This window comes from Rossellomorea sp. SC111 (assembly GCF_024733565.1).
Lineage (GTDB): Bacteria > Bacillota > Bacilli > Bacillales > Bacillaceae_B > Rossellomorea.
Map to the genome: position 1 here is coordinate 55,388 of NZ_JANIOC010000017.1, position 13,406 is coordinate 68,793.

General features: G+C 43.7%; 10 protein-coding genes. 3 read left to right on the forward strand and 7 right to left on the reverse strand.

The genetic code is table 11. The features are described from left to right. Window positions 1-2: 2 nt before the first annotated feature. Together NQ095_RS19045 and NQ095_RS19050 are read right to left on the reverse strand one after the other, a co-directional pair. Window positions 3-2,642, reverse strand: a complete 2,640-nt coding sequence (locus NQ095_RS19045) for a glycoside hydrolase family 38 N-terminal domain-containing protein (RefSeq protein WP_258265018.1) — start codon at window positions 2,640-2,642, stop codon at window positions 3-5. 66 nt (window positions 2,643-2,708) lie between these two features. Continuing rightward, window positions 2,709-4,661, reverse strand: a complete 1,953-nt coding sequence (locus tag NQ095_RS19050; RefSeq protein ID WP_258265019.1) for a fructose-specific PTS transporter subunit EIIC — start codon at window positions 4,659-4,661, stop codon at window positions 2,709-2,711. A 205-nt stretch (window positions 4,662-4,866) separates the two neighbouring features. On the opposite strand from NQ095_RS19050, the gene NQ095_RS19055 reads away from it, so the two are divergent. Then, window positions 4,867-5,610 (forward strand): MurR/RpiR family transcriptional regulator, encoded by a 744-nt coding sequence (locus NQ095_RS19055; RefSeq protein ID WP_258265020.1) that lies wholly within the window; start codon window positions 4,867-4,869, stop codon window positions 5,608-5,610. A 135-nt stretch (window positions 5,611-5,745) separates the two neighbouring features. Here the strand turns inward: NQ095_RS19055 and manA are convergent, their stop codons facing one another. From manA to NQ095_RS19070, 3 genes are all read right to left on the reverse strand, one after another. Next, on the reverse strand, window positions 5,746-6,693 hold the full coding sequence (manA, locus tag NQ095_RS19060; RefSeq protein ID WP_258265021.1) for a mannose-6-phosphate isomerase, class I: 948 nt from the start codon (window positions 6,691-6,693) through the stop codon (window positions 5,746-5,748). Window positions 6,694-6,797: 104 nt separating this feature from the next. Then, window positions 6,798-7,658 (reverse strand): ROK family protein, encoded by an 861-nt coding sequence (locus tag NQ095_RS19065; RefSeq protein ID WP_309137673.1) that lies wholly within the window; start codon window positions 7,656-7,658, stop codon window positions 6,798-6,800. Between the two features lie 78 nt (window positions 7,659-7,736). Further along, window positions 7,737-8,471: a plasmid pRiA4b ORF-3 family protein gene (locus NQ095_RS19070; RefSeq protein ID WP_258265022.1), complete on the reverse strand. Its 735-nt coding sequence runs from the start codon at window positions 8,469-8,471 to the stop codon at window positions 7,737-7,739. A gap of 589 nt (window positions 8,472-9,060) precedes the next feature. Between NQ095_RS19070 and NQ095_RS19075 the strand changes: the two genes are divergently transcribed. Continuing rightward, window positions 9,061-9,786 carry a cache domain-containing protein gene (locus NQ095_RS19075; protein WP_258265023.1) on the forward strand — a complete coding sequence of 242 codons (726 nt, stop codon included), beginning with the start codon at window positions 9,061-9,063 and terminating at the stop codon, window positions 9,784-9,786. Further along, the gene (locus tag NQ095_RS19080) at window positions 9,734-11,095 is read left to right on the forward strand and encodes a methyl-accepting chemotaxis protein (protein ID WP_258265024.1); all 1,362 of its coding nucleotides are present in this window, start codon (window positions 9,734-9,736) and stop codon (window positions 11,093-11,095) included. Before NQ095_RS19075 ends, NQ095_RS19080 begins: the two co-directional genes overlap by 53 nt. Before the next feature lie 345 nt (window positions 11,096-11,440). On the opposite strand, the gene NQ095_RS19085 is transcribed toward NQ095_RS19080, so the two are convergent. Both NQ095_RS19085 and NQ095_RS19090 read right to left on the reverse strand, forming a co-directional pair. After that, on the reverse strand, window positions 11,441-12,481 hold the full coding sequence (locus tag NQ095_RS19085; RefSeq protein WP_258265025.1) for an ABC transporter permease: 1,041 nt from the start codon (window positions 12,479-12,481) through the stop codon (window positions 11,441-11,443). After that, entirely contained in the window at window positions 12,482-13,219 is a 738-nt protein-coding gene (locus NQ095_RS19090; protein ID WP_258265026.1) for an ABC transporter permease subunit, read from the reverse strand. Window positions 13,220-13,406: the final 187 nt, after the last annotated feature.

Genomic DNA, 13,406 nt, shown 5'->3' on the forward strand with positions numbered 1-13,406 from the left:
TCTTAAGAAAATTTTAATGTGAGGTGGCTCTTCGGATGGACTTCCATCTCCGTACCCGCTTCAGCCTGGTATTCTTCTGCAAGGTTTGTCGTAACAACCTGACTGAATGCATGATTCAGCGTCACAGGTTGAACGGTTTCCGTCGGATTGAACAAACGAACAACGATCGACTTGTCATCATAGGCACGCTTGCAGCTGCTCATCACAACAGATGGGTTGTCCATTTCCAATAATGAAACGTTCTCCGCCATCTCCCTAACCGGATAAGGAATCTCAAAACGCTCCAACCTCTCTTCAAACGTATTCAAGCTTTGTTTCTGGTAAGATGCATGTCGATCAACATATTGATCCGTCAGCCCGAACATCTCCACAGGCTCTGCATCCCCGACATAAACGGCGTATTCAAACACCATCTTCTGCTTCATCTGCGCGTCAGGGGTGTAAACGACTTTATTATTGATGCCCGATGCTCTTCCCGGACGCCACATAAGATCATCTTTCCCTAACAATCCAACGCTTCTAAAGAGTGTAAGAGCAAGTTCTCCTGACTCTTCAAGCACTTCATACTCCTTGATCCCTCTTGTTACAGTCGTAAATGTATGAGATTCAGCCGACACTCCAGCAAAATTTTCAAGACTATAGATCGGTACCGGCGCTTCGGCAAATCCATTCTCTTTCCAATCCTCCATATACGGATTGTTCACGCTCCGTTCAATCAGCCCGAATCCTTGATCGGCAAAAGTAGTTTGAGGCTGCTTCACTCCAGTATTCAATCGAACGCGCACACGATGATCTTCAACCGTATTCTCGATCGTATGCTGAACCCGAACGAAACTCTCATTCTTCCGAAGCTCAAGAGTCGTGATGATCACCAGTGGTTCGCTATCGATTTCCGCCTGACGGCCCTCGAGATTCCCTGGCACAAGAGCCTCATGCTTCACCATGAGTTTCTGTGAAAGCTCACCTGTTTCGACAGAAAGCAGTTCACCCTGCTCCATCCATAGGGGCTGATCCCTTTCTAATGGAGAGAAATCATAGGAATCTCCTGCATCACCGACATTTTCAAATCGAAGCAGATTAGATATCTCGGTGCCATTGTCTTTCTCCGTCAGGGTCAAATTCCCTTCCACGAATTCCACTTTTACGTGTTCATTTTCAATGGCCTGACTACCGTTTTCTTCAAGCTCTTTCATTCCTTCGCTGATTTCTTCCACGATATACGTCCCGTACCCTAACCCGGCAACATCTTTCAAATCTGCCATCACGACGGTACGATAATAACCTGGAACCTCTACCTGCTTCTCGCCTTCCGCTGTGACCACGATCTTCTTACCGCCGCTAATATATTCCTGGTCAATGGCTTCCATATCAACAAGCTCTCCATTAAGGCCCTTCACGTTGAATTGATCAGACTTCGTAAACAGTACGGCTTCCACCGTTCCGGAAAATACAGACGCATTCGTATTAAAGAAGACAAAAATGGAGTCATGACCGAGTTTCCCACTGATCGCTTCTGTCATTTGTTTCTTCAAGATATTCAGAAGTCCGTCTGCGATCCGGTTCACCTTTTCCAGCCTATGGATGATATCACGATTGGTATCATCGGAGTTACATCCGCCGATGCTGTCGTGGGCATGGACATCGAAGAGTTCCTTCCACATCCCGTCCAGCCAGGCTTGTGGATACCGAAGACCAAGAGACTGACCGATGACGGCCAACGGTTCCAGTACATTTAAAATCTTATGTTCGACTTCATAATTTGCTTTCTTTATATCATACCGCTGTGAACGAATCGTGTTATGAATGCGTGACTTCTGCGTAGCCGTCAGTTCACCTTCGATCACATTTGTAAAATTGTCTCCATTCTCCCACGCATCTTTCATGAAGGTTTCATAGTCGGAAAGGACAAACTCATAATCTTCAGAGCTCTCATTCAGCTTCTTGATGGTTTCAGGGAAATGCTCACGCACCAGCACCTGATCCCCGCCTGCCGGAAGTAAGAGATGATCACTATTCTGATTCATATCGGCCAGTTTCCCAAGAATCGGAAACAGTCGTTCTTCCTTATACTCCTCTGAAGCCTCAAGGAATTTACCCGGTCCATAACCGAAATAAATATTGTTGGCATTCACCGTTTCACCATCAGGGGACTTCCATGTGAAGTTCAAATCACCCTTTAACTGATCCGTATAAATCCCACGCTGAAGGACGCTGTTATCAATCCCGAAGCCTTTAAAAATCGAAGGCAGATACTGATTCTGGCCGAAAATATCCGGCAGATACCCACAATTCATGCTGTGACCGAAGCCCTTCGATATTTTCGTTCCGTATAGCAGGTTACGGATGATGGATTCTTTATTCACAAGCAGGGAATCCGTCTGCGTATACCAAGGCCCGATAAACAGCTTCTTCTCTTCCACCTGCTGCTTCAACCGGTCCCTGTTTTCAGGGCGGACCTTCAAATACTCTTCCACGATGCTTGCCTGGGCATCAAATACATAGCCCGTATAGTCTTCATCTGTTTCCAGGACATCTAAGAGATGATCCAGGTTTTCTGCAAGTAACACATTCGAATCTTCTATTGTAAAATACCATTCACGATCCCAGTGGGAATGAGGTACGACATAAACACGCTTTTTCATGGATGTTCCCTCCAAATAATAGGTAAAGGGTTCCGGGTCCATAAAGACCCAGCCCCCTTTTTGTGATTATTTTTCGTTCTTTTTCAAGATAGCAAAGCGGATGAAAATGTTTGCGAAAGCGATGAACAATACCCCGACAGCAAGTCCAATGAGATATGCCCAAATGTTTTCAACAAGCGGCCATCCCCAAACAGCCGGTAGTGGATACCACTGAACGGCTCCAAGTACGACTGCCGTTACAGATCCCAGAATCGCTCCGATGATGTTGATCGGTATCGTGATCAGCGGGTTCCGAAGCATGAATGGAATCGCTCCCTCACTGATGGCGATAAATCCAAGAAGCAATGACGTATTCCCTGCCACACGCAGGTTCGCATCGAATACACGGCGACCAACGACATACTTATCGATAACCGTTGCAAGACCCAATCCGATCGGCGGGATGACAATCGCCAGTACACGGGCAGTCAACGGATAGATTTGATCCGCTGCAAGTCCGATGGCAATGGCACCGGCTGCTTTATTGATCGGTCCACCCAAGTCAAAGGCTGTAGCTGCAGCGATGATACTTGCGAGTACAACATTCCCTGCACCTTGAGCCGCTGTGATCCAATCACTAAGAAGGGCATTCAGTCCTCCGAATACAGGATCCACAATATAAAAATTCAAGAAGAAAATCGTTAATACGGAAATCGCTGGTATGATGAGCATCGGCTTCATCGCGATCAGATTTTTATTCAGCTTGATTTTTTCATTTAAGAATTTAGATACATAACCAGCTGTCAGTCCAAGAATCAACGCTCCCAGGAAGCCTGAAGGAATCCCACCTTCAATTCCCCAGAACGTATAGTGAAGACCGGCGGCGAATACCCCTCCGATAAAACCAGACACGAGTCCGACACGATCGGCAATGGCGTATGCGACGAATGCACCGAAGATCGGGTACATGAATTTAAAGATCATTCCACCGAACTTATCGAGATGATGAAGAATGACTAATAGTTCATTTGAATCCGTTGCATATTTAATATCATTGATGGTATCCACGAGCCCTAGCGGCATGGCGGCAAGCTTTGCAATCCCCATCATAAGACCTGCTGCCACAAGGACAGGGATCATATACGAAATACCTGTCATGACGGCCTGGGTGATCTCAGACATCAGACCCTGCTTACTTCCACTCGTTGAAACCTCGTCTTCACTGCTGTCTCCCGTTACGGTTCCATCGGGATTCGTCAATGCCCGGTTGATGATATCCTTGGCATGCTTCAAAGGTTCGGCTACACGTGTCTGCACATAAGGCTTACCTGCAAAACGCTCTTTATTCTTAGGCGCAATGTCAGTCGCAAATACAACAGCATCCGCTTCTTTCAAGATCGCCCCGCGGTGCTCGTCTTCAATTCCATTTGCACCCTGTTTCTCCGTAAGAACGCGGACACCCATCTCACGTCCTGCCTTCTCCAAAGCTTCAGCAGACATATACGTGTGAGCGATACCTGCAGCACAGGCCGTGATCGCCAGTACTGTTTTTGTATACGCTTGCGGGATCTCGATAACATCTTCTTTTTGATCCAATAACGTTAAGAACTCTGAAGGAGAAGAAGCGTTCATCAAGTTATCGATATAGCCCTTGTCCATCAGTCTTGTACTTAGTTCAGACAGGACGCTTAAATGAGTCGATCCAGCCTCCGAATCCGGAATGGCAAGCAAGAACACGAGCTGCACTTTGTTCGAGGGATCAATGCTTTCCCACGTATCAAGGCTGTTACGGAGTCTCGCAACAGCAAACTTCGCTTTCTTTACGGCTTTACTCTTCCCATGGGGGATGGCAAGTCCAGCCTCAAGCCCAGTAGGAGAAATTTCTTCCCTTTCAAGAACTGACTGTAAAAACGCTTCTTTAGACGTTAAAACGTCTTGTTGAAACAACGCTTCAACCATTGTTTCAAGAACTTCTTGTTTCGTGTTTGATTCAATATCAAATATGACCAATTGTTCATCTGTCATTTGTCTTAATTCCAATGAGGTTCACCTCTCAAGTAATAATGTACGTTTATGAAATCCCTTACAATGTAGTTATATCACAGAAGGAATCGGGACTTTTGTACATAGAGCGTACAATTGTACAGAATGAAAACCTTTTCTTTAAAAGGAGTATGCCAAGTAGCATAAGAATCAATGATATAATGAATGATACATAATGAAACGGTTTACAAAGGAGTATGGTATGGGGAAAGTATTGGATCGGTTTTCTTCTTCTATCGGGGAATTAACATACGCAGAAAAACACGTCCTTTATTATGTAGAGGAACATTTGGAGACGGCTAAGAATCAGTCTTTGACCGCGATGGCGGAAAGTAACAACGTAAGCACCACCACGATCATCCGTATGTGTCATAAGCTCGGACTCGGCGGCTTCTCTGAATTTAAGTTTAACCTAAAGAGCATGGATGAAAACGTGGGACCATCTGAAAATATGCTGGACCGCTACCGCCAGGATACGAATCGGACTCTGGAGTCTTTACGAGTCGAAGAGTTAGAAAAAATCAGCCAACAGCTTTTACAAGCGAATCGGGTGATGATCGTCGCCGTGGGATTGACGAAGATGGCGGGGGAATACTTCAGCAAACTGTTTATGCAGGTAAACAAGCCAACGTCTTACGTGTATGAATCACATATCATCGACCTGCTTCCGAATATGGTTCAGCAGGACGATCTCATTGTTTTCATTTCATCCAGCGGAGAGACGAAGACCATTGTCGGGGCAGCCGAGAAGATCCGTTATAAGAATGCGGATTCCCTGGCGATCACCAATTCAGCAGATAGTACACTGGCCAAGATCACCCGGAATGCGATCAGTGCCGATGTACAAAAAGTACAGTTTGCCGGGTATGATTTGACGCCTCGGTCTACGATGGTGATTTTGATTGATTTGATCTTTGAATTTTATTTGAAGAAAGTGATGAAATGATCACTAAACGAGTGTTTAGTCAGCTCCTGCCCATGCCCTTGGGGTTTCCCTGCAGGTAATCAAACGTTTGTTTAAACGAAAAAAAAGCACGAAGCTCCATTCCTAATTGGGAGCTTCGTGCTTTTTTATCATTATTTATACATGAGAAACAATCAACTCAACCTGTCCCTCAATCTCAAATGTCTCAACATCGGCAGGCAGGATGAAGTGATCTCCTTTTACAAGAGAATATTCTCCCCCTTGCACCTTCAGTACTCCGCTTCCGTCCAGTACACTTGCCAGTTGGAATGGCTGATCTTGCACGAATGAAGAATGCCCGTCGACTTTCCATTTGAACACGGTGAAGTATTCCGTTTTCACAAACTTCGTAGACTCGATTCCTTCACGGGTTTCCACAGCCGGTTCAACTGCTTCAGCCTTATGCGGAATCGTCGTCACTTCAATCGACTTATCGATGTGCAGCTCACGGGTATTCCCTTCCGCATCCTTACGATCATAATCATACACACGGTACGTTGTATCCGAACTTTGCTGTGTTTCTAACACCAATGTCCCTTTGCAAAGGGCATGGATCGTACCGCTTGGGACGTAGAAGAAGTCGCCTGGCTTCACCGGGATGCGGCGCAGCAGGTCATTCCACTCGCCTTTTTCAATCATCGACACGAACTCTTCCTTCGTTTGAGCGGTATGTCCGAAGATCATTTCGGCATCCTCATCACAGTCAATGATGTACCAACACTCTGTCTTGCCCAGTTCTCCGTTTTCATGCTCTTTTGCGTACGCATCATTTGGGTGTACCTGCACAGATAGATCAGCGTTTGCGTCCAATATTTTTGTCAGTAATGGAAATACCGGTGAAGCATGGTTCCCGAATAACTCACGATGATCATTCCAAAGCTCGCCAATCGTCTTACCGGCAAATTCACCGTTGACTACTGTACTCTGTCCGTTCGGATGACCGGATATGGCCCAGCATTCACCAGTTATATTAGAAGGAATATCATAGTTGAATTGGTCTTTTAATGCCGTACCTCCCCAGATTCTTTCCTGGAATACGGGTTGTAGAAATAGTGGTTGGTTCATGACAGCCTCCTGAATTCAGTTGAATATTCTTTTCCACTGATTGTCTTACATAAGGGAGAAAGTTTCAAGGACGAATTAGGATTTGGTCCTCTGCCTCCTACGGATTAGCGGACTAATCCCAATGCTCCCACTAGCCCGGAATTATTTCCCAATCCAGGCGGCACGATATAGGTGTCGATCTCTTCAAGGATTTGTTTATGTTGAACATACCCACCCAGAATGGTAACCACCTGTTCCCTTATCAGAGGAAACAAGTGCTTCTGATTCATCACCCCGCCACCGAGAATGACTTTCTTCGGTGATAAAATCAGAATGTAATTGGCAATCGCCTGAGCGAGATAATAGGCTTCCATTTCCCATACTTGAGGGTTGTCCACCAACTCAACGGCTTTCTTTCCCCATCTGGCTTCAATCGCAGGGCCGGATGCCAGTCCTTCTAAACAATCCCCATGGTAAGGACAACCACCCGCATATGCATCATCAGGATGTCGGCGGACCATGATGTGACCCATTTCGGGGTGAGTCAGACCATGAACGAGTTTCCCTTCTGTCAGAGCTCCTACACCGATCCCTGTGCCTACCGTGATGTAGAGACAGCTGTCTAACCCCTTGGCCGCTCCCCAAATACTCTCGCCAAGGGCTGCCGCATTTACATCTGTATCGAACGCCACGGACACTGAAAAATGCTTCTTCAGTTCACCGATCAGGTTAAAATCGCTCCAATACGGCTTAGGGGTGCTTGTGATCGACCCGTATGTTCCGCTATCCCGGTCAAGGTCTACAGGACCAAATGAACCCACGCCCAACCTTTCTATATTCTTCCCCTCAAAGAACTTGACGACATGTTCCAGCGTTTCGTCAGGAGTCGTAGTGGGAATTGTGATCCGCTCGAATATCGTACTGGTTTCATCACCGATCCCACACACAAATTTTGTCCCGCCTGCTTCTATAGCACCAATGATCATGAATGTATCCCCCTATTACAAGATTATCCTTATTATACTACCATCCGCCTATCACTAAAAACTCAAAGCGAATTGGTCCTACCCCTTCCGATACTTATCCTCAATAATCATATAATTTTCATGATTGATCTTATCCCACTCGGTCTTTTTATAGTTAAGTCCTTTGAGGATCTGATTGATCCAATCAGGATCGTATTCCCTGAAGTGTACTGATTTGGCACATGCCTTCATTTCCTTATGCTCCGGATGCTTTTCATCACGATAGGCTTTCAGAAATTCATAGAAACCAGGGATCCCGCCTACATCTTCAGGGGGAGAGGTTTCTGCCCCGTCAAGTAGGGTAGGATAGCCAAAGTAGTAATCGTCGACAATCTGCTCAAGTTTAATGGTGAACTGCCAACCATCACCGAAATCATAGGCATACCGGATCTCCCCATACTTCTCCAGATAATCATTGATCTTTAAACCCGTGGGTTTCCGCACTTCGATCTTTAGTCTTTCCAGGGCATTCTTTTCAAATTCCAACATTTCAGGCGGAACCGATTTCAGCTGTTCTTCATACGCGGCCTTGTTTTTCTTATAGTGCTGATGCTCAAGGTAAGCTTCTTCATGGTCCGTGACAATCTTTTGATCTTTCGTGAGGTCGAACTCATAGAGATGATAACCCTCATGAGGATAACCACTTCGAAAATTCGTGACGGTCTGGATGACGTCGTGAAGCCTTCTATACGTTGCTCCCGCTGGCATGATGACTCTTCTCCATATCAGCGGATTGGACTCTTCTAATTGGATTTTGATAATGTAGGATTTCAATTTGGATCCCCTCCTATTGAATAGTTGGTGATGAAAGCGAACTTTAAGACCGTGGCCCCCCATTTGTTTCTTTCATTTCGGTGAAGGGGAGAACTGCTCTTCTAAAACCGGAAGAGGCATTGTCATACATACTTCCAGATGAATCCAAAACATACAAGAGGTCGATATTCTTTAATTCTTCATCATCTCCCCCACGATTATCTCCCTTTTCTAATGGAGCCTCCCACTTTGATTGTCATCTCGGTACATAGAAAAGGACATAAGTAGAAAAGTAATCCGTGCCCCCCACACACTTTAGTCTAGACGTCATTTTATAGACCATAGGTACACTAGGTTCTTTTCCCTGGTCCTAAAAAAAGCCAAGATACCTGTCCCCTTGGTTCCGAATTTATTATATTTATCTGAATAAAAACACTTATTGTTTTTCGACAACTTTTTACAAAAATTTTCAATTATGGTGTTATAATCAATTTTTAGCGAATGGATCAAAAGTCTTATATAAAAGCATTTTCCTGGGATTTAACAGGGTCTAAAGGTTTTTTGCAGGCATGAAAAACACTTAAGAATATTCACTTCAGGAGGAACCATCATGTTGAAACGTTTTTCATTTAATAGCTTACGGATGAAAATGATTTTGATCTTTTCATCCGTCTTTACCGTCATTTTAATTGGGTTAGCCGTTTTTTTGTATGTGCAACAAAGCGAGAAGATTAAAGAAGAGGCACAGAACAACTCAGAATCGATTGTGAAACAGATTGATTTCGGGATTAATATGTTTCTGGAGAAATATGATTCTACGATTAACGTTTTAAGCAATCAATCTTTGATCGCAGATTATTTGAAGAGTGCAGAAGATAAAACAGGAGAGGATTCACTGGAAGACAAAGTCCTCCAAACAAGAATATCCAATGAATTTGCTTCTTTCATCAGACATAACCCGGCTGTAAAAAATGTCTATGTGACCGGGATGAATAAAAAAATTCTAATTGAGCCATCTGTCACTCTCCCAGAAGATTTCAATCCATTGGAAGCTCCCTGGTTCAAGGGTGCCAGTTCTACCGAAGAAGAAGCCTTTTGGAGTAAGCCTTATGAAGATAAGGCTTCCGGTGAATTTATTGTGACGTTATCGAAAGTCATTACCGCACAAAATTCAAGTAAAGTTCTAGGGGTCATTGCGTTTGATATCAAAATCGATCAGCTAAATGAGTTGGTGAAATCCATCGATGTGGATTACCAGGGGTACTCTTTTCTCTTCGACCAAAATGCGGTGGCAATGGTTCACCCAACAGAAAAAGGGAAAAACCTTGAATCTTGAATTTGTTAAAGATATGTATGACGCAAGCGGAGAAAGCGGAAGATTAGATTACGTTTTCGACAAACAAGATCGGGTATTATTTTACAATACCATTAAGGAAACAAACTGGAAGGTTGGAACGGTATACATAAAGAAAAACATGCTGGCAGAAGCAGCGGATTTAAGAAATACTCTCTTGCTCCTCACACTCGTTATCATCCTGCTGATTTCTACTATTACGACTGTCGTTGCGAGAGGTATTACAAAGCCTTTGATCCATTTAAATAATCAAGTAAGTAAAGTAGCTCAAGGTGATCTGACCGTGACCGTGCAGTCAACAACAGGTGACGAAGTGGGGCAACTGACCAGGAACTTCAATTCGATGGTAATAAGTATGAGAGAGATCATCCAATCGGTGCAATCCTCCGTTACTCAGGTAAAAGAATCAACGGAAAGTCTGAGTGCCATCTCAGAGGAAACGACTGCGTCGAGTGAAGAGATTGCCCGAGCCATCGACGAAGTGGCAAATGGTGCGACACAGGCAGCAACAGATTCAGAAGTGGCGAATCAACGAACGATGGACTTGTCTACTCAAATTGAAGAAGTGGATTCAGCATCTAACGATTTATTCTCGCATTCTGAGAGAGCATCACTCACAAGTAAAAATGGTTTGAAGCAGATGACCATTTTGAAAGAGAAGGCCGATCGATCAAACGAGGTTCTGCATATAGTTGAATCTGTTATTCAAAATCTAACCAAGAAGATAAATGAAATTGATTCAGTCATTCATTCGATAAACGAAATCTCTGATCAGACGAACCTGCTGGCACTTAATGCGAGTATCGAAGCGGCCAGAGCCGGTGAACACGGAAAAGGGTTTGCCGTAGTAGCCGAAGAGGTCAGGAAATTGGCCGAGCAATCAGCCAGGGCAACAGATCAGGTAAGGATGACCATACAAGATATTCAAACTCAATCTAAGCAGGCTACAATCGAAATGAATACCACAAGAAAAATTGCCGATGAACAAACCCTGGTCGTCACCGAAACTGAAAATGCGTTTCACTCCATTTCTTCCATGATTGATAACATGGTTTCATCGATCCAAGGAATTTCACAAAAGGTGGAATTCATGACAAGCCATAAAGATGATGTGGTAGGGGCAATCCAAAGTATTTCGGCAACGGCGCAGCAATCTGCAGCATCCAGCGAAGAGGTAAGTGCATCGACGGAACAACAACTGATGGCATTGAACTCCATCGCACACTCGGCTGCCAGTTTAAATGAGGCGAGTATTTCGTTGGCGGAGGTCAGCAGTAAATTCAATGTTTAGTTTATAAAGAGAAAGGTGTTATTAAATGAGTACGGAAGAATATACGTTATATTGTTATTGTGCCGAATTCCACTCCGAGATAAGAAAAAGATTCATAGTCAGAGAAACCTCCACTCAGATGGCCAGAAGGCTCTCAAAAAATTTGAGTGGTCATCAAATTCAACACGTGATCCAAGACATCGAACTGATTAAGAAAAGAAATGGTAGTGTTCTAAACTATTTTATCACTCTAATCCATCCAATATTCAGTGATTCTTATAGGAGCCACAGGGACAGGTCCCTTGGCCCTTCCTCCCGCTTGTAAGGAAAAAATTCACAAGCGGAGGCACTTCATGTGAAGAACTCCTACTCTTTACCGCGGAACGTATCGCTTCCTTTGCCTACTAAAATAAAATCTTTTTCCGGAATATTCCGGTCTTCTACAACTTCCGACACCCCAGTAATTGTACGTTTTCCCTCTACAATTTTTCTATACGACCTTTCGTAAACACTTTCCAACCCATTCAAAATCAAATTGATAGAAACAATTGTTAAGGCAAAAAACGTGATGGGAACAAGGACGATAAATGGATGTATATAGAGTGTTTCAAAATAATCACCGATTAAACCGGACCACTCAAACGACAATGTTTTCGGTGGATCTTGCACCGGTGAGAAATCAATAACCGTTCCTCCGAAAAACATTTTCAACAAACCCAGATGAGCCAGGATGATTAAGATTTGATTCAGCTGCTGGATGAACAGGGTGATGAGTTTCTGTACAAGATGCTTCCATACATGAACGACAATGATCCGTAACGTTCCTGCACCTAGCGTCCTGGAAGCAAATACAAATTCTGTATTCAGGATCTTTTGCGTTTCTTTGCTTATGTATAAAATAACACTGGGTAGAGGTAACAACACCAATATCATAGCTTCAAAAGAAGCCCGTAAGTAAAACGGTTCACCAAACCCATCAATGGGCATAGTCAGAACGTTAATCAAGATGAAGTAGGCCATCAGTGTGATGGGTATCACTGAAAACGTACTGAGGAAATGCTCTGTGACTTTAAAGGTTTTGCTGAGATATCCGCTGAAGAGTGTTCCAATCACAGCTCCCAGGATGATTTGCACTAGAGCAATACTGATGGAAATGCCGATTGTATACTTTGCTCCCTCCACGATGACATGGAGCAAATCATTCCCACTTCCGTCGGTTCCCAAAGGAAATGTCAAAGATGGTTCAAACGGTGCAGTTTCAACGATTTGACCATTTTCGTATTTCGCCGTCATTTGTCTGATATCCCCATCATTAAGAATCGTGTTCAAGAGGCTTGCCACCAGCATCACGCTAATAAACAGAAACCCAACCAGAAATCGCTTTTCTTTGAAGACATGTCGAATCAATCAGGCGCCCCCCTTTTTAATCACATTTGGCACCAATAGTTCATAGCATTGGAAGAGAAGAAAGATAGGATAATAGATTAAGGAGATACCAATAAAAAAGACCTCTGGATAAGGGTATTGCAGGATGAATGACATGATGCCCGGAATATTGAACAAATATTCCACTATCAATAAATTCGTCAGGAAAAACAGGATGATCGTTTTTGAATAATGAAAGAGTGAATAGACGGTATTCCGAAACACGTGAACCAGCACCATTCGTTGGAACGAAAGACCTTTTGCCAGAGCCAGATTGGTATAGCTTTTTGTGAGTTCTTCAAGGATTTGGGTAATCAATAATTTAGTGATGATCATCGTTGGAGTAATGCTCAATGAAAGGATCGGGAGAAAGATCGCCTGCTCCTCTCCGTAGGAAGCAAAATTCAAAAACTGTATATTGGTTTTCTGGTAAGCCCATACAATAAGAATCTGTAGCAAGATAATATAAAAAATATCAGGGACGGCTTGTATATAAGTAAAAACCTGTTGAAAAACGTTAATCACTTTTCGCTTAAAGTTCACAATGGTGAAAGCAATCATGAGCGAAATGAAAATGGACACAATCAATGATCCCGCTACAAGAATCAATGATTGTCCTAATGGTGGAAAAATGGTTGGGAAAATAGGCCTGAATACACTTCTGCCTGTACTGAATTCCAAATGTTGCAGAGAGGACAGACTCGCCAGCAGACCCAACATTTTTTGTCCATAGGCTGAAAAATCCGGTTTAAAGTCATTAAATAAATACGGGACACAGCTTATACAAATAATTGCAATTAATGAGGACACAATCTTCCACGTGAATGACAAAATTGAATGAACGATTGGCAAACCCTCACCTCTTTTCTACATTTATGGTTTATTGTTACTGTATTTTCGGATCGTA